Origin of the sequence: Chryseobacterium sp. S90, assembly GCF_047444895.1 — a bacterium.
In the GTDB taxonomy this organism is placed as follows: Bacteria; Bacteroidota; Bacteroidia; order Flavobacteriales; family Weeksellaceae; genus Chryseobacterium.
Window position 1 is genome coordinate 225,688 of the sequence record NZ_JBLGCX010000007.1, and the last position, 23,442, is coordinate 249,129.

18 protein-coding genes and 2 tRNA genes are annotated in these 23,442 nt (G+C 36.0%); 15 read left to right on the forward strand and 5 right to left on the reverse strand.

Annotated features, from left to right (window positions below):
• The first annotated feature begins 20 nt into the window (after window positions 1–20).
• The 5 genes from ACLMCG_RS18740 (at window position 21) to ACLMCG_RS18760 (ending at window position 7,881) form a co-directional block, all read left to right on the forward strand.
• Window positions 21–94: transfer RNA gene (locus tag ACLMCG_RS18740), tRNA-Asn, on the forward strand.
• A 299-nt stretch (window positions 95–393) separates the two neighbouring features.
• The gene (locus ACLMCG_RS18745) at window positions 394–3,582 is read left to right on the forward strand and encodes a S41 family peptidase (RefSeq protein WP_413960763.1); all 3,189 of its coding nucleotides are present in this window, start codon (window positions 394–396) and stop codon (window positions 3,580–3,582) included.
• 102 nt (window positions 3,583–3,684) lie between these two features.
• Window positions 3,685–4,722 (forward strand): hypothetical protein, encoded by a 1,038-nt coding sequence (locus ACLMCG_RS18750; protein ID WP_413960764.1) that lies wholly within the window; start codon window positions 3,685–3,687, stop codon window positions 4,720–4,722.
• Window positions 4,723–4,999: 277 nt separating this feature from the next.
• Window positions 5,000–5,073 (forward strand) — tRNA-Asn (locus tag ACLMCG_RS18755).
• A 276-nt stretch (window positions 5,074–5,349) separates the two neighbouring features.
• A complete protein-coding gene (locus tag ACLMCG_RS18760) occupies window positions 5,350–7,881 on the forward strand; it encodes a DUF5686 family protein (protein ID WP_413960765.1) in 2,532 nt (843 codons plus the stop codon).
• 76 nt (window positions 7,882–7,957) lie between these two features.
• On the opposite strand, the gene ACLMCG_RS18765 is transcribed toward ACLMCG_RS18760, so the two are convergent.
• The 4 genes from ACLMCG_RS18765 to rplU all read right to left on the reverse strand — a co-directional run bounded on the left by ACLMCG_RS18765 (window position 7,958) and on the right by rplU (window position 9,517).
• Window positions 7,958–8,122 (reverse strand): bacteriocin-like protein, encoded by a 165-nt coding sequence (locus ACLMCG_RS18765; RefSeq protein ID WP_223601298.1) that lies wholly within the window; start codon window positions 8,120–8,122, stop codon window positions 7,958–7,960.
• Between the two features lie 189 nt (window positions 8,123–8,311).
• Window positions 8,312–8,479, reverse strand: a complete 168-nt coding sequence (locus ACLMCG_RS18770) for a hypothetical protein (protein ID WP_223601297.1) — start codon at window positions 8,477–8,479, stop codon at window positions 8,312–8,314.
• A 189-nt stretch (window positions 8,480–8,668) separates the two neighbouring features.
• Window positions 8,669–8,926 carry a 50S ribosomal protein L27 gene (rpmA, locus tag ACLMCG_RS18775; protein ID WP_027372929.1) on the reverse strand — a complete coding sequence of 86 codons (258 nt, stop codon included), beginning with the start codon at window positions 8,924–8,926 and terminating at the stop codon, window positions 8,669–8,671.
• 12 nt (window positions 8,927–8,938) lie between these two features.
• Window positions 8,939–9,517 (reverse strand): 50S ribosomal protein L21, encoded by a 579-nt coding sequence (gene rplU, locus ACLMCG_RS18780; RefSeq protein WP_076597840.1) that lies wholly within the window; start codon window positions 9,515–9,517, stop codon window positions 8,939–8,941.
• A gap of 184 nt (window positions 9,518–9,701) precedes the next feature.
• Between rplU and ACLMCG_RS18785 the strand changes: the two genes are divergently transcribed.
• The 8 genes from ACLMCG_RS18785 (at window position 9,702) to ACLMCG_RS18820 (ending at window position 19,750) form a co-directional block, all read left to right on the forward strand.
• Window positions 9,702–10,589, forward strand: coding sequence for a metalloprotease (locus tag ACLMCG_RS18785; RefSeq protein WP_223601296.1), 888 nt, complete (start codon window positions 9,702–9,704; stop codon window positions 10,587–10,589).
• A gap of 147 nt (window positions 10,590–10,736) precedes the next feature.
• On the forward strand, window positions 10,737–11,825 hold the full coding sequence (locus tag ACLMCG_RS18790; RefSeq protein ID WP_413960766.1) for an acyltransferase family protein: 1,089 nt from the start codon (window positions 10,737–10,739) through the stop codon (window positions 11,823–11,825).
• Between the two features lie 74 nt (window positions 11,826–11,899).
• Window positions 11,900–12,478, forward strand: a complete 579-nt coding sequence (locus ACLMCG_RS18795) for a tRNA-(ms[2]io[6]A)-hydroxylase (RefSeq protein WP_149835378.1) — start codon at window positions 11,900–11,902, stop codon at window positions 12,476–12,478.
• 25 nt (window positions 12,479–12,503) lie between these two features.
• The gene (locus ACLMCG_RS18800) at window positions 12,504–13,121 is read left to right on the forward strand and encodes a DUF502 domain-containing protein (RefSeq protein ID WP_047377240.1); all 618 of its coding nucleotides are present in this window, start codon (window positions 12,504–12,506) and stop codon (window positions 13,119–13,121) included.
• A 92-nt stretch (window positions 13,122–13,213) separates the two neighbouring features.
• The gene (locus ACLMCG_RS18805; protein ID WP_223601294.1) at window positions 13,214–14,590 is read left to right on the forward strand and encodes a tryptophanase; all 1,377 of its coding nucleotides are present in this window, start codon (window positions 13,214–13,216) and stop codon (window positions 14,588–14,590) included.
• Between the two features lie 331 nt (window positions 14,591–14,921).
• On the forward strand, window positions 14,922–15,998 hold the full coding sequence (locus tag ACLMCG_RS18810) for an FAD-dependent monooxygenase (RefSeq protein ID WP_413960767.1): 1,077 nt from the start codon (window positions 14,922–14,924) through the stop codon (window positions 15,996–15,998).
• 2 nt (window positions 15,999–16,000) lie between these two features.
• Window positions 16,001–17,158, forward strand: coding sequence for a pyridoxal phosphate-dependent aminotransferase (locus ACLMCG_RS18815; RefSeq protein ID WP_413960768.1), 1,158 nt, complete (start codon window positions 16,001–16,003; stop codon window positions 17,156–17,158).
• Between the two features lie 162 nt (window positions 17,159–17,320).
• Window positions 17,321–19,750 carry a TonB-dependent receptor plug domain-containing protein gene (locus tag ACLMCG_RS18820; RefSeq protein WP_413960769.1) on the forward strand — a complete coding sequence of 810 codons (2,430 nt, stop codon included), beginning with the start codon at window positions 17,321–17,323 and terminating at the stop codon, window positions 19,748–19,750.
• Window positions 19,751–19,894: 144 nt separating this feature from the next.
• On the opposite strand, the gene ACLMCG_RS18825 is transcribed toward ACLMCG_RS18820, so the two are convergent.
• Window positions 19,895–21,112: a PQQ-dependent sugar dehydrogenase gene (locus ACLMCG_RS18825; protein ID WP_413960770.1), complete on the reverse strand. Its 1,218-nt coding sequence runs from the start codon at window positions 21,110–21,112 to the stop codon at window positions 19,895–19,897.
• 105 nt (window positions 21,113–21,217) lie between these two features.
• Here ACLMCG_RS18825 and ACLMCG_RS18830 point away from each other — a divergent pair, with 105 nt between their 5' ends.
• Together ACLMCG_RS18830 and ACLMCG_RS18835 are read left to right on the forward strand one after the other, a co-directional pair.
• A complete protein-coding gene (locus ACLMCG_RS18830) occupies window positions 21,218–21,589 on the forward strand; it encodes a BlaI/MecI/CopY family transcriptional regulator (protein WP_413960771.1) in 372 nt (123 codons plus the stop codon).
• Window positions 21,590–21,591: 2 nt separating this feature from the next.
• On the forward strand, window positions 21,592–23,382 hold the full coding sequence (locus ACLMCG_RS18835) for a M56 family metallopeptidase (RefSeq protein ID WP_413960772.1): 1,791 nt from the start codon (window positions 21,592–21,594) through the stop codon (window positions 23,380–23,382).
• The last annotated feature ends 60 nt before the right edge of the window (window positions 23,383–23,442 follow it).

Genomic DNA, 23,442 nt, shown 5'->3' on the forward strand with positions numbered 1-23,442 from the left:
CCACTTAAAACAAAGGACATTCCTCCTTAGCTCAGTTGGTTAGAGCATCTGACTGTTAATCAGAGGGTCGCTGGTTCGAGCCCAGCAGGAGGAGCAAAAAGACTTACAGAAATGTGAGTCTTTTTTTATGCCTTAATCTGAACAATTGTACATATCCAGCCTGGAAAAGACAGATATCGGTAACTTATATTAACTTTTATGAAGTATTGACCTGCTTCACTGAATATTATCCACCTTTCCAGCTATTTTTCATGTAACGATTTCCATAATCATTCGACTATTCTTTTTTAGAGTTATTCAAAGTGCTAAAATTCTCAGCAAATGGATATTTCTTTACCTAAACAAAGAGTAATAAAATCAACATTATAGTATTGTATCAATACCCATTATACCATGAAGAAAACTATTATTTCGTTATTAACAGCATTTTCTATTATAGGGATTTCGGCACAGGAAAAGTCTTATTTTTTATCAAGTCCTTCATTGAGTCCTGATGGAAGAACAGCGTATTTCGCTTATGACGGCGATATCTGGAAAGCAGACTCCAATGGCGGAAACGCTTCAAGAATTACAGCACTGGACGGAGAAGAAATCAATCCCCGATTGTCACCGGATGGAAAATGGCTTGCATTCAGTTCTAACCAATACGGAAATTATGATGTGTATGTAATGCCTGCGGGAGGAGGAACTATCAAGCAGTTAACCTTCCACACAGGAAGAGACGAAATGGAAAGCTGGGCATGGGACAGCAAAACTATTTATTTTACCTCAAGCAGAAATAATAATTTCGGCAGTTTTAAAACTACAATTGAAGGAAAAACTCCACAAAAACTTTTCAATAATTATTTTAACAATACCAATGGACTTGTAGAAACTCCTGCGGGAGAATATCTTTTCACCAGCTCTTCAGAAAGTGCTCATCAGGTGCAGCGTAAGCGTTACAAAGGAGAAAATAATCCTGACATTTTAGGATATAGCCCAAAAAGCAATTCCTTCAAACAGTATACAAACTATGAAGGGAAAGATTTTAATCCAAGCGTAGATAAAAACGGCATTATTTACTTTATTTCTGATGAAAATAACGGAGAATACAATCTTTACAAACTTGAAAATGGTAAAAAAACAGCTTTAACACAATTTGATACTTCTATAAAAAAGCCTTTTGTTTCCGCAGACGGCTCTAAAGTTATTTTTGAAAAGGATTATCAGCTTTATACTTATGATGTAGCCTCAAAAAATACTACTCCACTTAATATCAGTTTAAACACCAATAAAACATTAGATAAAGAGCAAAACTTCAATGTGGAAAATAACATTTCTTATTATGATGTCTCTCCGGATGGTAAAAAAATGGCATTTATAAGCCGTGGAGTTTTATTTGTATCAGATATTGAAGGAAAATTTGCACAACAGGTCTCTGATGGAAAAGAACGTGCAATGGAAGTAAAATGGCTGAAAGACAACCGCACCCTGCTTTACAGTCAGACCTATAATGGATACCAAAACTGGTTTACGATTCAGGCAGACGGAAAAGGACAGCCAAAGCAATTAACGGAAGATTTACGCAATAATCGTAATATAATGCTCAACGGCGATCTTTCAAAAGCAGTTTATTTAAGCGGAAGAGATGAAGTAAGATTATTGGATTTAAAAAGCTTCAAATCTACAACGATCGTAAAAGACGAAATCTGGGCTTTCCAAAACTCAAGACCATCTTTTTCGCCAAACAATGAATACGTCCTGTTCTCTGCAAAAAGAAACTTTGAACTGGATATTTTCATTTATAATATTAAAAAAGGACAAACCTTAAACCTGACCAATACTGGTGTATCAGAAGAGGATCCAGTGTGGTCACCCAATGGTAAGTATATTTATTTTGCCAGCGACAGAACCAACCCATCTTATCCTTTAGGCATGCAGAAGTCTAATATTTACCGCATGGCTTTAGATTGGTTTGACGAACCTTTTAAATCTGAAAAATTTGACAATCTCTTCACGGAAGAAAAGAAGGAAGAAAAATCTTCTGATAAAGCAAAGGATAAAGATAAAGACAAGAAGGACAAAAAAGAAGAAGACAAAGAAAAGGAGAAGAAGGAAGAAAAAGAACCGGTAATCAAAGAACTGAAGGTAAATTCTGAAGATACTCTGGACAGAATAGAACTGGTTACCGACCGATATGGATATCAGGACGACCCTGCTGTTTTTACAGATGACAAAAAGGAGATCTTGTTATTCAACTCTAATCAGGATAATGGAAAAAGACAGCTGTACAAAAAAGTATTCACAGATTTTGAGCCTGCCAAATCTGAAAAAGTTTTTGATAAAGCAGCGTATTATCTTACTAAAAATGAGAAAAACCTGTTTGCTTTGATCGAAGGAAACATTTATAAAACAACTGTAGCGGCTTTAAAACCTGAGAAAATAAGTATTCAGTATAGTTTTGACAAAGATCTGGCTTCAGAATTTACACAGATGTATGCCGAAGCATGGACTGGTGTAGAAGAAAATTTTTATGATGAAAAATTTCATGGTATTGACTGGAAAGCGAAAAAGGAACAATATGCCAAATATCTTCCGTATGTACACAACAGAAATGATCTGCGGATTTTATTAAATGATCTTTTAGGAGAGCTTAACTCTTCTCACACCGGGTTTTCTTCAACCGGAAAAGAAGAAGCAATGTTCCTGAACTATTTCACCAACGAAACAGGAGTTATCTTCAAAAAAGATCAACCTTACACGGTGGAAAGTATTGTAAGAAAATCACCGGCTTTCCGTTCCGGAGTTGATATTAAACCTGGGGACCAATTGATTGCTGTCAACGGAAAAAAAATCGACCCGAATGAAAACCGTGAGGCCTATTTTACGAGTCCTAAAAAACAGGATGAGCTTGTTCTTACTTTCAACCGCGACGGTAAAAATATTACCACAAAAGTACACCCTATTTCAAACGGTGAACTAAAAGGATTGCTTTACGATGACTGGATTTACAACAATCACCAGCGTGTTGATAAGCTCAGCAACAACCGTATTGCGTATTCCTGCATGAAAAATATGTCTACGGATGAGCTGGACCGCTTCCTTCTGGATATGGTGGAACAGGAAAACAGAAAAGACGCTGTAATTCTTGACCTGCGTTACAATACAGGTGGAAATGTTCATGATAAGGTATTAAATTTCCTTTCTCAGAAGCCTTATTTACAATGGAAATATCGTGAAGGAAAAATGACAACACAGCCTAACTTTGCTCCTTCCGGTAAACCTATCGTACTGTTGATTAATGAAGCTTCATTAAGTGATGCCGAAATGACTGCAGCAGGATTTAAAGCCCTGAAGCTGGGTAAAATCATAGGCCAGGATACCTATCGATGGATTATTTTCACTTCGGCTAAAAGTTTGGTAGACGGATCTTCTTACAGACTGCCTTCGTGGGGAACTTATACTTTAGACGGACAAAATCTTGAAAAAACAGGTGTAAAACCAGACATTTATGTTAAAAATACGTTTATGGATCGACTTCAGAATAATGACCCGCAGCTGGAAAGAGCTGTTCAGGAAATATTAAAAGATCTGAAAAAATAATAAAAAGAGACTTACAGAAATGTAGGTCTTTTTTTTACATTTTGTTCATTCAGATATAATCTCCTCATTAAATATTTGTTATATTAGTCCTTAAAAATCAGCATGAAAAGAACATCAACAGGAATACTTATCTTTTGCTGCCTCTTTATTTTTCCGTTGAATCTTCACGCACAGAATCATAAACTTGACATTAAGCGTATACAATACCTTCACACTTTAAAACAGCATCTAAATACATCGTGGCCCACATTTGGTTCCTCCAAATATACCGCAGACATTGCTTACTTCACTCCTACCGAAACTTTTATAACAGGCCGCCCTATTTCAAAAACATTAAAAAGACAACCATTAGCAACTTATAAAAAAGGAAATCTTTCGATAGAAAAAACAGAACGCCTGGATACCACATCATTTCATATGTTGACCGCATATGAAAATGATGACCGCAGCAAATTATGGTACCACTATCCTGTTATACTCTGCAGTGATTATGATACAACCTCTAAACACATTGATGATATTCCTGATACCCAAACCTGGGCCACCATCATCTTACACGAGTATTTTCATGGGTTTCAGTTTCGTCATCCGGAATTCATACGGTTTGCCAATGATTCAATAACTGTCAGTATCACGAAATTACAGTCATATTACGAACATTATTCATGGTTCAGCGATAGCATAGAGAGAGAAAATGAAATTTTGTTAGCCTGCATAGACAGCCGGAGTATCAAGAAAACAAAAGCACTCTTTAAAGAATATAAAGCAAAAAGAAGCCAGAGATTATTAAAGTTTTATCAGACTGAAAAATTTGATCTGGCATCTCAGGAAGAATTTATGGAAAAGATGGAAGGCAGTGCAAGGTATATAGAATACCAGTTATACCTAGCATTTAAAAATATTCCAATCAATAAGGAACTCATGAAGATCGACAAATATTATAATCCTTCAGCATTGAAATCTTTTAAACTGGAAGATAAGCCGTGGATGTATAAAAGTAATTCTATTCGCTATTTTTATTCTACAGGCTTCAATATGCTCCGATTACTGGATAAATTAGAGATTGATTATAAAGAACATTTTTTTGATGATAACAATATGACGCCATATCAACTATTAAATCAAAAATTATCTGATTAGTATTTGATAATATCCAATTTTCTTATCTAGTTGGTCGTTTTCATTTTATTTAAAATTGCAAAGCATAGCCATAAAATAAAAATCCAACATTTTTTTTGTAAGTGGGGCAGCATTATTCTGGCATTTATTGGGGCTGATAGGAACTTAATTAAAAAATAATCAAAATATTTCTTATTGAAATTCAATACATTTAGTCAAAAATCACCCTGATCTCAGGATAAAACTTGCTTTGAACAGATATTCCTATTATATTTGCAGCACCTTAAACAAAGGAAATTCCTCCTTAGCTCAGTTGGTTAGAGCATCTGACTGTTAATCAGAGGGTCGCTGGTTCGAGCCCAGCAGGAGGAGCAAAAAGACTTACAGAAATGTAAGTCTTTTTTCATTTATAACCCATAAAGAAAGAACGGTGAAATAATTCATCAACGCTTTAACTTTTCACTTGTTATTAATCCTCTGATTCTTATCCTGTAAGCATTAAAATTTCTCATTTAATTTTAATGAACCCATATATAATTTTCGCTACATTTGTCGTTTTATATGGTAGACTAAAAATATTTTATTTTTTTACCTGTTTTTTAAATAAACTGCATACTTTTTGTTTATGCTAATTGCTTGAAGAAACGAATGATGTTAAACAATAACTCCCAAAAACACTATCTTTTATTTTTTTTCCTGATACTCTCCAGTTCCGTATGTGCTCAAAACCGTGTCAGCGGCAGGATTGTTGACGAAAAAAGCAATAAAGAACTCAATAAAGTTGATATTTTTATCAACAATGAGAAAACACCTTCCCTGACGACCACTTCAGGTAACTTCGCTATTCAGTCAGACAGCATCATTCATCAGCTAAAATTTTCCAGAAAAAGCTATACTACAGAAACGCTTGATATTACCCCTGAAAATGCTGAAAATATTTTCGTACAGCTATCCCAGGCCAAAGTAAGTGACATCCAGGAGATCGTTCTTCAAAGCGGTAAGACTAAATATAAGAATAAAAAAGAAAACCCGGCTTATGCCATTATGCAAAAAGTATGGGCTCAAAAAAGAAATAACGGGTTAGAAAAATTTGATACCTATTCGTATAAAGAATACGAAAAGACCCAATTTGACCTGAATAACCTGGACAGCGCTTTCATGAAGAAAAAGATTTTCAATAAACTGGATTTCATTTTCGATTATGCTGATTCTACAGCCAGCGGAAGATTGGGGCTTCCTATCTTTTTAAATGAAGCCGTATATGAGAATTTTGGTAAAAACAGACCGGATAAGGACAGCAAAAGAACATTGGTCGCTCAAAAAACGTCAGGTTTCCAGGACAATCAGGTCATTACTGTTTCAGCTAAAAACTTATATAGGGATATCAACATCTACGACAATACGCTGAACTATTTCGATATTGGATTTCAAAGCCCAGTGGGAACAGATGGATTCAGTACCTATGACTATAGTCTTATGGACACCATCACGATTCGTGGTGAGAAAGCTTTCCAGATCAGATATCAGCCGAAGAGAAAAGACATCCTTGCCTTTCAGGGAAATCTTTATATAGATACGGACACCTATGCAGTTTTAGGAGCAACATTAAAGTCAACCCAGAAAATCAATGTAAATTTCGTCAACAGTGTCTATACACAAGTGGAATATGACAATCCTGATGAAACCACTTTTCTTCCTAAAAAACTGATTACAGAATTTGAAATGAGCCCTTTTTCAAAAAAGAAAGGAGCCAAAAGTATTATAGCCAAAAGATCGGTAGATTATTCCGAATATGAGTTTAATAAGCCTTTGGATCCAAAAGTATTCAAACGCACTGAAGAGGAATATGAGGATAAATTTACCAATAAAGACGACGCATATTGGACCAAAGCCAGACCTGACACTTTATCTAAAGCTGAACAGGGTGTTTATAACATGCTTGACCAGCTTCAGCAGACCCCGAAATTCAACCGAATGGTAAAACTGTTTGAAACCCTTGGTTCACGATATTACAACGCCTTTAAAGGAATAGATATCGGTCCTATCTTCTCTATTTACGGAAGGAATGAAGTAGAAGGAGACAGAATAAGATTAGGAGCAAGAACTTATTTCGGATTGAATGATACCTGGAGAGCTCAGTTTTATACAGCTTATGGTTTCAAAGATCAGCAGTTTAAATATGGTGTTGAAGCACGGTATATGTTCAATAAACTTAACCGTTTTATGATTGGAGCAGGAACCAGCAGAGATATTGTTCAGCTTGGAGGACAGCTTACCTCAGGTGATGGTGTTACCCCGCAATCTTCATCTTCCAGTACCTTTTTTGCAAGAGGAGAAAACATTTCTTTAAGCTCTGTAAACAAAACAAGTGTTTTTGCGGCTATTGAACCCTGGAAAAACTTTCAGATCAGAGTGGATGGAGTAATGCAGAGCATCAAATCCGCTATTCCGGAAAAATTCAACCTGATGTATTACAAAGATGGCCAGCTAAGACAAACAGTGAATGACTCACATGTTACCATCAGTTTAATTGCCAAGCCTGGCGCTAAGTTCTCTCAAACCGGAATTGACCGTTACCAGGCCAGAAACCTGGCACCAACCATTGTTTTAAGATACACCAGAGGTATTGAAGGTTTATTTAATGCTGACTTCAATTATGACAAGCTTCAGTTCATGCTTTATAAGCCGTTTTTGATTGGCAGCATGGGGAAACTGGTAGTGAATTTTGAGGCAGGAAAAAACTTCAGTACAGTTCCTTTGGCACTACAGAATATCATTCCAGCCAACCTATCCTATGGTTTGGTACCGAATACATTCTCTCAACTTAATTATTATGAATTTGTGACTGATGCTTATACGACTCTTCAGCTTGAACATCATTTTAACGGTAAAATTCTTTCTTATATTCCTTTGATTAAAAAACTAAAATTCCGGGAGGTTGCGTTTATCAGAGGAGCCTATGGAACATTAAGCGATGCATCAAAGGCAATCAACGTAGAAGGCTTTAGATATTCCGCACCAAGTGAACATATCTATTATGAATACGGATTCGGAATTGAAAATATAGGAATCGGAAACCTTAGAATTTTCAGGGTAGATTTCAACTGGAGAGGAAATTATCTTGACAGGCCGGATATTTCAAAATTCGGTGTTAAAGCAGGATTCCAGGTAGGATTCTAAACAGAAATAATATAAAACAGGTTCGGCGGCTTCTTTGAAGCCGCCGAACTTTTATTTTTCAGCTTTATACAAGGTATTAAAAGCACTCACAACCTTCTACATCAAGCAGACAACGCATTTTCTGCTCCTTTGTCAATCCACAAAATACATTACATGATGTAATAGGTTTTGCCGGACACCATACTTCACCTCCGTTAATACTTCTCAGACTGCTCTTCGTTAATTTTTTCAAATTTTTCATGATTATTTAGTTTTATTTGTCGCCTACTCTCTTTGCTTTTCGGCTTCCGCAATGATTTTTATTTGATAATGGGCAAATATATAATTATTTCACCATCAAAGGATATTATTTAAGTTTTTTAACTTAATATAAAAGCCGAACCCAATTTAAGGTTCAGCTTTTCAAAATCTTAAAGAAGAATATTTAATATTATTCAAAACATTCTGTACATGCCTGAGAAAGTATACAGTGTGATTTTTGCCATGGTGACCATCTGCACCATTCATCACAGGATTGAAACATAGAAGGACAGACTGCAGCTACTCCTCCGGTCATTTCTTTTAAATTCTTTTTGGTTAGTTTTTTTAGATTTTTCATAGATATTTTGTTTTAATATATGCCTACTCTTCATGCTTTTCGGCTCCCACAACTGATTCATAACTGGACAGTTAACAAATATAAAAATATTTCACAAATAATTGAATATTCAAAAAACTTATTACAATTGTAATAACAAAAAAGCCTCAGCAAATGCTGAGGCTTTAATTTTTATAAAACGCTTAAAAATTATGCGTTTGGTTCTACAGATACAAAAGATCTGTTGTTTGCTTTCTTTCTGAAAACTACTTTACCATCTACTAATGCAAACAAAGTGTGATCTTTACCGATTCCCACGTTATCACCTGGGTGGTGCTGAGTACCTCTTTGTCTAACAATAATATTTCCGGCAATAGCTGCTTGTCCTCCGAAAATCTTCACACCTAATCTTTTAGAGTGAGACTCTCTACCGTTCTTGGAACTACCGACTCCTTTCTTGTGTGCCATTTTATTACTGGATTATTTATTAAGTGCTTTAAATTGATCGATATTCTTAATGATAGCAGCATCTACTTCTTCATGAGTAAGAATATTCTTTTCTAATTCCACTTTAACTGCTTTACCTAAAGTAATTAAAGTTTCTCTGTTCTCTTTAGACTGAGACAAGTTGTTTTTCTTTAAGTGATAGTTCAACTCGTGATCTTCACCAAAGTTAACAGTTGCGTTGTCAGAAAGAACTTCACCTTTCACAGTTTCTTTTTTAGCAGCAGCTTTTTTAGCTCCACCTTCAAAACCAGTAATACCAGTGATTACGATTTGAGTTAAAGATTGTCTGTGACCGTTTTTCACTTTGTAACCTTTTCTTCTTTTCTTTTTGAAAACGATTACTTTATCAGCTTTAACGTGGTCAAGGATCTCTGCTTCTACAGTGATTCCGTTTACAGCTGGGGCGCCTACAGTGATTGCACCGTTTACAGTAAGAAGAACTTTATCGAAAGAAACTTTTCCTCCTTTATCTCCTTTTAAACGGTTTACAAACAACTTCTGGTCTTGCTCAACTTTGTATTGAAGCCCTGCTATTTCTACAATTGCAAACATTGTTTATAAATTTTTAGTTATTTCGAGGTGCAAATATACATATAAATTTCTAATTAGCTTACAATCAAAGCAATGTTTTTTTAATTAAAATCCTATTCACTATGTTTTGAATAATTTTTTTTAATAATGTACTCACACTTAAGAGATAATTTCATACCTTCGTTTTACCAAATTGAATTTATATATGAAAAGAAACTTTAATCTCTGCTTACTAGCAGGCGCCATTGCTGTCACTTCGTTGACAGCATGTAGTGATGACCAGATGGACAACAGTGTTCAACCTCAGCAAGAAGAACTTAGTGCAAAAATTGATCAGCCTGGAGATCTGGAAAAAATCTGCTCTTATGTAGATAATAACTGGAGCGCTAATTCAGTCTTATTAACCGGACTTCAAAATTCCACAGACACCAATTTTATGAACGGTCAGATGACTAAAATTGCAAGCATGTGGGGAAGAAGCAATCCTACACTGAGATTTGTGAATGATCCATCCAATTACAATTCAACGTACAATGCAATTTCCTACTCTACCGGAAAGATCTATTACGGATATGCCATCTATTATGATGCAAAATCAAAAGGCGGTGATATCGTTAATGCAATGATTCTTGCTCACGAGTATGGACATCAACTGCAGTATATCTTTAATCTTCCGTCTGTGTCAGAATCAACTTACAGACCTAATGAGCTTGAAGCTGATGGTTTTGCAGGATACTATTTGAGAAGACCTAACGGGTACAACAAAACAAGTTTCCCGGAAATTGCAGCAGCTTATGAGTTTGCTCAAAGTATCGGAGATTACCAGACAAATAATGTAAACCATCACGGAACACCTGCGCAGAGAAGATCTGCAGTGCGTTTAGGATTCCTTTTGGGACAGTATGACCTTAACGCTTCCAATTTCGATTATAACTTCTTCTATTATTATCAGGGAGTATTAAACGGAACTTACAAGATGGCTAAGAATACCGTGAATCCTGAAATTGATGCTTACATGAGTCAATATATAGATGAGCTGAAAAAAATTCAGTCTGGAGAAATTTCTGCTGAAGAATTTAAACATCTTCAATAAACGAGAACATTCATTTTTAGCATATTTAAGAAAGGAGGCGGGCAGTATGTTCCGCCCCTTTTTTTGTTTTAAAAAATCTTTTTATGTTCTATAAAATCAATTTGTTTGTATTTTTGAAAAAATAAAAAAACTTCCAAGCAATCTATAATGAACAGAGATCTCTATATTGATTTCGCCAAAGGACTGGCAACACTTTCCATCATATTTATCCATACCGCCTTCTGGTCTGGACAGTTTTATATTCCCGCCGAAGTAAGAGTCTTCTCTCTGGTTTTTGACGTAGCTCTTTTCTATGCCTTGAGTGGGATTACTTCCGGAGCCAATATTGAAAAAACACTGTACCGTCTGTTGAAACTCCAGATTACCTATATGATATTTGTAACTTTCCTGTTCTTTTTAGATTATTTCTTTAAAGTTTTTGGACTGAGTTTCTTTTCGATGGAATGGCTCCAAAGCTTTTATTCCACATTCGGATCTAAATATTCTGCTATCAGCATTTCAACAACTCCTCAATGGGAAAATCTGGGCAACTGGTATCTGCATCAATATACCAATGCTGACACTTTTCCTGTGGTCATGGGAAGTTTCTGGTATCTTAAAGTTTATTATGTTCTCACTGTTTTTGGTGTCCTTATCTTAAGGTTCTTCCCGAAACACATCAACTGGTTCATTGGGCTTTGCATTGGTTTAACCTTATTATTCAACATTTTCCCGGAATATTATCCAACTGGACAGGTGGGATATGTAGCATTTTATCTTGCAGTATTTTTAATTGGAAACAAAATGCGTGGAAAAAAAATTCCCGCCAAAGCAATTCCTATGCTATATGCACTTGTTGGAGCCACTCTCGTATGGATGTTCTGGTACTATGGAGGAGAAATCTTCTATAAAATCAATAAAAACAAATTCCCGCCAAAAATCCCTTACATCATCTGGGCATTATTCTCCCTGGTAACATTATTTGTTCTTTATAACCGATTAAAGATCACAAAAGAAAATTTCATTACCCATATCGGAAAGAATGCTATTTTCTTCTACTTTGCCCAGGGAATCAGTTCTTCATTGGTATATTTCCTGGTAGTCGCGTTAAAAGAAAATATGCCGTGGTGGGTTTTAATGATCATTATTTATACTATTAATGTCATTTTAGCCTTCATTATTTCTGCCGGATTGAAAAAAGTGGATAGCTGGGGTTGGAATATTTTGGAATTCCTAAGAAGGAAGACCGCCTCTTAAGACTTTAACGATCAAATTGAAATAAAGTCACATTTCTTACCTCAATTTGTTTAAATTTACAGAAATTTTACAACATGTTTAAGTTGAAACTCCCTACCGATCCAAGGTGGGCAAATATTGCAGAAGGAAACATCGGAGAAATTTTAACAGATCATGCCTGGTGCGAGCAAAAAGCAGCTACCAATGCCATAGGCCTGATTACAATGCTTCCGGAATATCCTGAGATTGTTACAGAACTTCTTGCCATTGCACAGGAAGAACTGGATCATTTCAATCAGGTTCATGAGATCATTAAGAAAAGAGGACATACCTTCGGAAGAGCAAGAAAAGATGATTATGTGAATGAACTGGCGAAATTTATCGTTCAGGGAACAAGAGAAGACCTCATCGTAGACAAAATGCTTTTTGCTGCTATGATTGAAGCAAGAAGCTGCGAAAGATTCAAGGTTCTTACCGAAAACATCAAAGACGAAGAACTTAAAGTTTTCTATAAAGAACTTATGATTTCCGAAGCCAATCATTATACAACTTTCATTGGATTTGCAAGACAGCTCGGAAATCCTGAGAAAGTAAACAAACGTTGGGAAGAATGGCTGGAATATGAAGCCAGCATCATTAAATCCTACGGAAATAAAGAAACCATTCACGGTTAAAATATAAAACAGTAAAGAATACACATTGAAGAAGCCAAGCTTTGAAAATATTGCCAATTTATTCCTGAAAAACTTTTTTCAGGGACTGGTTATTATTGGTCCTATCGGGCTTACCATTTTTGTAATCTGGTATATTGTAAGTGCAATTGACAATCTTGTTCCTTCTCTTGCAAAGCAAATCCCAGGGCTTGTTTTCGTATCAATCATTCTGTTTACAGCTATTTTAGGATATCTGGGAAATAAATTCGTGGTCGGAAGGTTCTTTTTCGATACGATGGACAGCTTACTGGAGAAAACTCCGGGAGTAAAGCATATTTATACCCCTACAAAAGACGTGATGTCTTCATTTGTAGGTGACAAGAAAAAATTCAACGATCCTGTATGGGTAAAAACCAATGAAAATCCGGAAATCTGGAGAATCGGTTTTTTAACTCAAAAAGAAATGTCGGACGTTGACAAGCATAATTACGTTGCGGTATATCTTCCCCACTCGTACGCCATTTCGGGCTGGGTAATTGTTACTGAAGAAAAAAACATCAAACCTGTAGTGGGAATGACAGCGGCTTCTGCAATGAAGTTTGCAGTGAGCGGCGGTGTAGCCGGATTCCATTCTGATGAAAATATATTTAAAGCTCCGGAATAATACTTCCCAGGCCTTATTTATACATTGATGAATTTTGAAAATTATTTTCAAACACATTTTCTTTACAAACAATTTAAAACATATTTTAACTCATGAAATTACCGTACGCGGAACCTTTCCGCATCAAAATGGTGGAGGAAATCTACCAATCTACCAGAGAAGAAAGAGAGCAATGGCTTAAAGAAGCTAATTATAACCTTTTCAATTTAAGATCTTCACATGTTTATATTGATTTGCTTACCGATTCAGGAACCGGAGCAATGTCTGATAGACAATGGTCTGCTTTGATGACAGGAGATGAAAGCTACGCAGGTTCCCGTTCTTTTGAACAATTACAGAAAACTGTAGAGAATATTACAGGATTCAAATATTTATTACCTACACACCAGGGAAGAGCTGCAGAAAACGTTCTTTTCTCCGTATTGGTAAAAGAAGGAGATGTAGTTCCGGGGAACTCTCATTTTGATACTACAAAAGGACATATCGAGATCAGAAAGGCACATGCCATCGACTGTACTATTGATGAAGCTTTTGATATTAATGACCTTCACCCTTTCAAAGGAAATATCAACCTTGAAAAACTGGAAGAAGTTTATAAAAGCCATCCTAAAGAAAATATTCCTTTCTGTTTAATTACCATTACATGTAACTCTTCAGGAGGACAGCCTGTATCATTAGAAAACATGAAGGCAGTAAAAGCACTTTCAGACCAATATGGAATCCCTGTATTCTTTGATTCAGCGAGATTTGCAGAGAACGCTTACTTCATCAAAAAAAGAGAAGCAGGACAGGAAAACAGAAGCATCAAAGAAATCTGTAAGGAAATTTTCTCTTACGGAGACGGGATGACAATGAGTTCTAAAAAAGACGGTTTAGTAAATATTGGTGGATTCATTGCTTTGAATAATGAAGAAGTTTTCAGAAAAGCTTCCAACTTTACTATTATTTACGAAGGATTTATTACTTACGGAGGAATGGCCGGAAGAGATATGGCAGCATTAGCTGTAGGTCTTGACGAAGCTACTGAGTTCGCTTATCTTGAAAGCAGAATTTCTCAGGTTGAATATTTAGGTAATAAACTGATCGAATACGGAATCCCGGTTCAGAAACCAATCGGAGGACATGCTGTATTCATTGATTCTTTAAACTTCCTTCCCAATGTTTCCCGTGAAGAATATCCGGCACAGACGTTAGGACTTGAAATTTACAAAGAAGCAGGGATCAGAACTGTAGAAATAGGAACACTATTGGCAGACAGAGATCCTGCAACAAGAGAAAACCGTTATCCAAAATTAGAATTGGTACGTCTGGCGATTCCTAGAAGAACCTATACCAATAACCATATGGATTATATTGCTGCTGCTATCAAGAACGTTTATGAAAGACGTGAAGAAATAGCAAAAGGATACAAGATCACCTGGGAACCGGAAATCTTAAGACACTTTACTGTTCAGCTTGAAAAAGCTTAATCATAAAACCGGAATTTTTTCCGGTTTTTTTTATGCATTAAAATTCAAAAGTTTCCTATACAAGAACAATCTCGTCCCTCTTATTTTCAAAAAAACAAACATAACTAGTTTAAAATCATTCATATATTATATTTTACAAATAAATATAAATCAAACATATTTCTTTATCACACATAACATATTATTCTTTCCACTTTATTTTTTCAGAAAACTCAATTAAATTAATTTCTTTTTTGAAATAGTGAATGTTTTTAATTTTAATTTTGTATCCATCTGGTAAAACAGATATAAAAATACTTGAGAACCAACCTGAAAAACCGTTATTCCGAAAATGAAGAAAATTGCTGTCGTGGGCGCCGGTATCTCCGGCTTAAGCATGGCGAATTACTTAGAAAAACATAAGATTGATTATCACATTTATGAAAGAAGAAAAAAGAAAGATCTGACAGGCCATGGCTTTCTTATTCCACAAGAAGGGATGGAATATCTTTATCAGATCATAGATCCAGACCTTCTCCTTCAGCATGGAAATTTTTTAAAGAAATACATACAATATTCCCATACAGGGAAAATACTGGCAGAAAAAGAGCTTAAACATGTTTTTGCCATTTCAAGACATTCATTAATTGATCTGCTGGCTCAAAACATTTCTCCTGAAAAGATAACCTATGAACAAACGATAATCCCCGATAATCAACAGAACGGAAAATTAAAACTTTCTGATGGAACTGATATTGATGCAGAAATAGCGATCATTTCTGATGGCTCCCGAAGCCGTATCAGAAGCCAACTTTTTAAAGACCAAACCATGAAAGTGGTAAGGGAAAGTGAAGTAGTGAATATCATTCAGGATAAGGAAATTGCAGATTCTATTGAAAATGACTTTATAAAATTCCATCATGAAGACGGCGGGTTAACTTTTGGAATTCTTAAACTCACCCATGATACCATTCTTTGGTATTCACAGTTTGATAATGAAAAATACATGATCAACGAGTGCTCAGCAGAAAATCTAAGGAAATATATGCTTGAAGTTTTTGAAAACTGGCATCCGGTAGTTCCATCAATTATACAGAAATCAGACTATAAAAACGTACATTTATGGTGTGTTTATGAGCTGGAAAAGCTGAATCCGTTTTATCAAGATAATATTGTATTCATCGGAGATGCAGCGCACCCACTGATCCCGTTTACAAGCCAGGGTGTGACCTCAGCCCTGAAGGACTCTTTCATATTAACGAAATATTTAGTTGAAGAAGGGGATAAAACGGAAGCCTTCAGAAAATATCAAGCAAAAAGGAAACCTGAAATTGAGGTTCATATCAATAACGGAAGAACATTGCTCAATCAGTTCCTGCTCCCACTCAATCAACAATCAGAAAATATTTTACCCATATCTTATAAATAAATATGTTCAGCAATAACGATATCAATTTTGAAGCACTGAAAAGAAAGGCCTACAACGGAAGATGGGCAACTTTAGAAGAAGGAATTATTCCTCTTACCGCTGCAGATCCGGACTTCAGGACAGCCCCTGAAATAGAACAGGGAATTATTGAATACCTGAAAGACGGCTATTTAAGCTACGGGCCGTTTTCCGGTCTTCCGGAATTCAAAAAAAGTGTTGCAGATCATTTTAACAATGAGAAACACGGAAGCTTTTTTCCGGAAAATATTCTGGCAGTCAACAGTGCTGCTCAAGGAATGTTTCTGATAGCGTCTTATGTTCTGAGCCCGGGAGATGAAGCCATTATTCTGGATCCTGTAGATTTTCTTTTCAAAAAATCAGTAGAAACAGCTGGTGGAAAAGTGATGCTTTGCCCTGTAAAGACAACAACGGGAGATATTGATTTTGAAAAACTGGTTTCTTTAATCAATTCTAAAACCAAGCTTATCAGCATCTGCAATCCGCACAATCCATTGGGGAAAGTGTATTCTAAAGAAGTTTTAATAAAAATAGCAGAAATCGCTTCAGCTCATGACCTTTGGGTAATGAGTGATGAAATCTGGAGCGATATTATTTATGATAACAAAAACTTCCATACCTATTCTTCCGTTTCTGAGAAGGCGAAGAGAAAAAGTTTTACCGTTTACGGCTTTTCAAAATCATTTGGAATTGCAGGACTGAGAATTGGAGCTGTATTGTGTAATGACCAGGATATTCTTGAGGATTTTACAGAAAAATCCAATTTCAATTCAACAATAGAAGGCGTTTCTACGTTGTCCCAGATTGCCGGAAGTGTAGCTCTGGAGAGAGCAAAGCCTTGGTATAAAGAATTTCTAGCTCATTTACAGAGTAACAGAAATTTTGCTTTTACATTATTAAGCCGTTCAGAAATTCTAACTCCCAATCTGCCTGAGGCTACTTTTGTGCTGTTTCCGAAGATTGAAAACGGAATGTCCAGCGATCAATTTGCCCAACATGTTTTAAAGCAGGGAAAGGTTGCCATTGTTCCAGGATCAGAAAGATGGTTCGGAAAAGGAGCGGAAGGACATATCAGAATTTGTTTTTCCACCTCACAGGAAATTTTAGAAGAAGGAATTAACCGAATCATTACCAGCTTTTAACATTAAAATTTTTCATCAAATTCAAATATTGAGTTATTATTTTACCGAAATTAACGCAAATCAATACTAAATTAAGAAATTCATACTAAATATTTAATTTTACTATTGATTTAAAAATAAATATTGATAATTTTGATTAAATCACTACCCAAAATTATCTATATGAAAATAAAATACATCTGCATTCTTTTTCTTGGAGTTTCCACTCTATCCTATGCCCAGCAAATAAAGGATACCCTGAAAGAATCTAAGATAGACGAAGTAGCCATCACCGGTAGCCGGAATAAAAAAAGAACAGTAGTAAATACACCTGTTCCTATTGACATTATCGACATCAAACAGGTAAGCCAGTCAACAGGACAAGTAGAGATCAATCAGCTCTTACAGTTTTCTGCTCCTTCTTTCAATTCCAATAAACAATCAGGATCTGACGGCGCTGATGCAGTAGATCCTGCCACCCTAAGAGGACTTGGGCCGGATCAGACCTTGCTGTTGTTGAATGGAAAAAGATATCACCAGTCTTCACTGATTAACCTTTTCGGAACCAAAGGAAGAGGAAATACCGGATATGATATGAATACCATTCCGATTGGTGCAATAAAAAGAGTGGAAGTCCTTCGTGACGGAGCCTCAGCTCAATATGGATCTGATGCCATTGCAGGGGTAATCAATGTTATTTTGAATGACCGTGACAAAGGTTTTGAAGGAAATGCTTTTTATGGAATGAATCTTTTTAAAAGCCCGGGGAATAATGATGTTGTCTCAGATCATAAAGTAGATGGAACCACCTTTGATTTCAGTGGAAATTTAGGAACTAAAATAGGCTCAAAGGGAGGTTTTGGAAATTTTACAGTAGAGTTTATGAACAAAGATTATGCGATACGAAATGCAAATCCTGACTTATATACTGCTCCGAGACAGCGTTTCGGGGATGCAAAGGCGCAAAATATTTACTTTTTCGGAAATATTGAGCTTCCTTTATCTGATGGTCTGAAATTCTATTCCCGTCAAGGTTTTTCTCACAGAAACACCAAGGCCTACGCATGGACCAGATCAGCAGATGCAGACGGAAATATTCCTGAAATTTATCCTACAGGATTCAATCCGATTGAAAACACAAGCATTACAGATTTTACTTTTGACAACGGCCTGAAGTTTAAGGTTGCAGGATGGGACGTAGATTTTTATAATGCTTTTGGCAACAACAGATTTACCTATCAGATTGACAATACGATTAATGCTACTTTGGGGGTCAAATCGCCTACAAGCTTTAATGCTGGAGGTCATTCATTATTACAGAATACGACAGGTTTTAATGCTGTAAAACAGTTTAAAGTGCTTGAAGGACTGAATATCGCTTTCGGATCGGAATTCAGGTATGAAAAATTTGATATCATCAAAGGAGAAGAAGCTTCTTACACCATGTATGATATAAATGGAAATCCTGTGACTCCAAACACTCCGCCAAACTTACTGGTCACCAACCCTTTAAATGATGACAATGTAAGACCAGGTGGTTCCCAGGGATTCCCTGGATATTCTACAGATATTGGTAAGAGCAGAAATAACTTTGCGGCCTATGTAGATACTGAGCTTGACGTTACAAAAAACTGGATGATAAGTGTTGCCGGAAGATTTGAAAATTATAATGATTTCGGAAGCACTCTAAATGGAAAATTTGCGACAAGATACGCGATCACTCCGCAGTTTGCCTTCCGTGGTTCCGTTTCTACCGGATTCAGAGCACCTTCTCTGGCTCAGAAATACTACAGCCAGCAGTTTACCAACTTTCAAGGTGGCCAATTGGTTACTATTCAGCTAGCTTCTAACGATAGTAGCATTGCAAGCAGTCTGGGAATTCCTCAGTTGAAGCAGGAAACCTCTGTGAACGGAAGTGCCGGATTTACTTTCAACACAGGAAAATTCACAGCGACAGTGGATGGGTATTATATTCAGGTAAAAAACAGAATTGTTCTTACCGGATATTTTGCACAGGCAGACCTGCCGGCAGACGTTCAGGCAGATAATCCATTTATTGACCAGGTACAGTTTTTTTCCAATGCGATCGATACCCGCACGAAAGGAGTTGATCTTATCTTAAGCTATAGTGAAAACATTGGGTCAGGGAAACTGACTGCTACCTTAGCCGGAAACTATAATGACATGGAAATCACCAAAGTGAACACCTCAGAAAAGCTTGCAGGAAAAGAAGATATTTACCTGAGCGAGAGAGAAAAGGCTTTTATCCTCGCTTCTGCTCCAAAAACAAAGGTCAATTTAAACCTCAATTATAAGATCAACAAATTCAATGCGAATCTGCAGTTGGTAAGGTTTGACAAAGCAACACTGATTGGGTATGATGGAACAGAACAGGTATATAATCCAAAAGTAACTACCGATCTTTCTTTTGGTTATGAATTTTGTAAGAATCTGAACCTAACCCTGGGCAGTAAAAACCTGTTTAACAGATATCCTACGCTGCAAACCACTCATGTAAGTGATGGAAATACAGAAGGCGGAGGTATTTTTGACCCTGTTCAGATGGGATTTGCCGGAAGACAGGTTTTTGCGAGACTTAACTTTAAGTTTTAAGAGAATAAAAAGAAACTGTATCAAAGGTTAATAATTTCACCTTTGTCATTCTGACGAAGGAAGAATCTCATTTATAAACCAATAACATAAGATTCTTCACTACATTCCATTTCGTTCAGAATGACATTTTGATACAGTTTTTTTCTATTTTTTTGAAATTTTATAAAGCTTACCACTGTCGGTTACCGCATAAAGATTTCCGTCCATTCCGTTCAATACATCGCGGAAACGTTCTTTCTGATCTGCGAGAAGACGTTCTTCACTGATCACTTTATTATCTTTCATGACAATTCTGTCAATGTGTTCGCCACTTAAACATCCAATCATCAGATTTCCTTTCCACTCTTCGATATTTCCTGTATAAAAAGTAATTCCGCTTGGAGAAATCACAGGATCCCAGTAATAGACGGGTTGCTCAGTGCCTTCTCTTTGGGTGATTCCCTGCCCTACTTTGTCCCCTGAATATTCAATTCCATACGTCACATCTCCCCATCCGTAATTTTTTCCGGGTTGAATCAAATTGATCTCATCACCGCCTCTCGGTCCCATTTCTACATCCCATAAATTTCCATTAGGATCAATTGCCATTCCTTGTGGGTTACGCACACCATAAGCATAAATTTCAGGTTTATAACCCTGCTTTCCGATAAAAGGATTTCCCGGAGCCGGCTTGCCATCTTTTGTAATTTTCAGAATTTTCCCAAGATAATTATCTGTTTTTTGTGCATATACACGGGTTACTTTATCCGATCTTTCCCCTGTACTGACAAATAAATGCCCATCTTTATCAAAAGCCAGACGGCTTCCATAGTGTTTATCTCCGTCATAAGAAGGTTCTGCACGGAAAATAACTTGTACATCTGAGATATTTTTGAGATCTGCAGACAGCTTACCTTTCGCCACGGAAGTTAAATTTCCTTTTCCAAACGGCTCTGAAAAACTGAAGTAAATAATATTGTTGGTAGTAAAATCAGGATCAAGAGCTACATCAAGCATGCCTCCCTGCCCTTTTGAATCCACTTTTGGAAAGCCTTCTATTTTTGACACCTGTTTCCCATCCGTTGAAACAACATTCATGTGACCATTCTTATCCGTGATCAGAAACTTTCCATCAGGTAAATTGATAATTCCCCAAGGTCTTCCTAAATCTTTGTTTAATATCTCTACATTATATGCTGTTGCAGTCTTTACTGCCTTGATTCTTGTCTGTCCTTTAAATGCCGGTTTGTAATCAGAATTAGGTTTCTCCGTCTCTACACTTCCATCGTTTTCGGTCTTCTGAGCATTCGCGTGATTTTCTTTGCACGATGACAAAATAAGAAAAAGACTCATTATCGGGACATAAAATTGATTGATTCTCATAATATTAGGATTGGTGATTGTATAATGAATGGAAAAATAATGCCATAAAATTTGTTGATTTCATTTTTTATTCTACATTTGTAGAACAAATTACAACATTGTAGAATGAAAGAGATTAAATTAACAGATTCTGAAAAAATTCTCATGGAAATTCTTTGGGAGAAGAAAAAAATTTTCATGAAGGATATTCTGGAAACCTATCCTGACCCCAAGCCTGCTGCAACTACTATTGCAACCCTGCTAAAAAGAATGCAGAACAAAGATCTTGTAGGTTATAAAATGTATGGAAATTCCCGTGAATACTATCCAAAAATAGAAAAAGGGGAATATTTCAAGGAAGAAATGACTTCCATGATTGATCGTTTTTTCAACAGCTCGGTAACACAGTTTGCCTCCTTTTTTACATCGAATGCTAAACTCAGTCAAAAGCAGCTGAAAGAACTCCGTGATATCATTGATGATCAGATAAAAGAGTAGATATGGCAGCCATTATTTTGAAAATAATTCTGTGTTCTTCTGTTTTCATTGCCGTTTATTATCTCTTCCTTGAAAAAGAAAGAATGTACAGATTCAACAGATGGTATTTATTAAGTGGTATACTCCTTTCTTATATCATTCCATTTATCAATATTACGATACAAAGACCAGAAGCTAAAATAGAGCCTCAAGCTCAAATGATGATTGAAGAAACGGCTCAGCAAATGATTTTTATTCAGCCGGAACAGGAAAGTTTCAACTGGATGAATATTGTGTGGGGCGTGTATGTTATAATCACACTTTTTCTACTCATGAAAAGTCTTTTAGCTCTTTTAGCTGTCAGAAGAATTAAAGGGGAAAAATGTATTTACGAGCATTACAATATCATATTAACAGGCGAAAGTCTTTCTCCGTTCAGCTTCTGGAATACAATATATATTGGGAAAAATTACATAGCAAATAATAGAATTGACCAAAGAATTTTCCTGCACGAAAAGGCTCATATTGATCAGAAACACAGTATAGACTTATTAATACTGAATCTTTTAAAGATTTTTACCTGGTTCAATCCTGTTCTTTTCTTATACAAAAAAGCTGTGATCACGAATCACGAGTTTTTAGCAGATGAAGCAGTATTGAAAAAGAATTATAATATTAAAGAGTACCAAAATCTTATTCTTGATGAAATTCTTAGCCACCAAAATCCTGCTTTGACTCATTCATTTAATTTTAATAACACCAAAAAAAGATTTATTATGATGAAAACAAAAAAATCGAAATTCAGCCTGTTAAGAAAAGCAGCAGGAGTCACAACACTAATTGCTGCCGCTGTTTTATTTTCTGAAAGAACATATGCAGGGAATTCCGCAAATATTCAGATACCAGAAAAAATAGTCGAAACTTCTGCTCACACTAATAGACAGGATTCTTATCAGGAATTCAAGGACATATTGGCTAAGTATGCTGATTTGCTGAATGATGGAAAATATGCTGAATTTTCAAAAAAGGTATCAGAAAGTGATAAAAAAAGACTGGAAGAACTTTATCCTTTACTGAATGAAACCCAGAAAAATGAACAGAAGATCACATTCTTTGCGTTGCCTGAATTGAAAAAAAGAATTCCAACAGAGAGTGAGTTGAAATCATTTTTAAATAAAAAAGACTACGCAGTCTGGATTGATTCAAAAAAAATAGAAAACAGCATTTTGAAAAACTATAAAAAAACAGACTTTTCAAATGTTTATATCAGTAAAATTTATCCGAATGCCAGAACAGCACAAAATCCTCAGCCTTATCAGGTTACTTTAATGACTCGGGCTTATTTTGAAAAGACGAGACAAGAAGGAAAATCTTCTGTCATAATGGGATTCAAAAGACAAGATTTAAAAGCCGTTTCAGATACAATAGTTCCAAGAATAAATAGCTTAAACGAAAATAATCAGGGTAAAAACACAAATACAGCCATCAATACTCCACCGAATGCTAATGAGCTTCCGGCACAATACGTTGATGGGGATAAAAGTTTTAGAATGCAAATAAATAAGGGCATTGATACCAGTAACTTTGAACCTAAATATGGTACTATAACATCAACTGCTTATATTCATATCGATGAGACGGGAAAAACAACACAGGTAACCACTTCTGGAGACAACGAAATGCTAAACCGGGAACTTCTTAAGTCAGTCACTGCAATAAGTAATAGTACAGTCTGGAAACCTGCTACGAAAGATGGGAAACCCATTGCTTCTGTGCTAAAAGTCCCCGCAACAATGACTTTTGCAAGACCTTAATATTGAAAGCGCTAATTTTTAGCGCTTTTTTTATTTTTTCAATTATTCCTGTTGAAACTG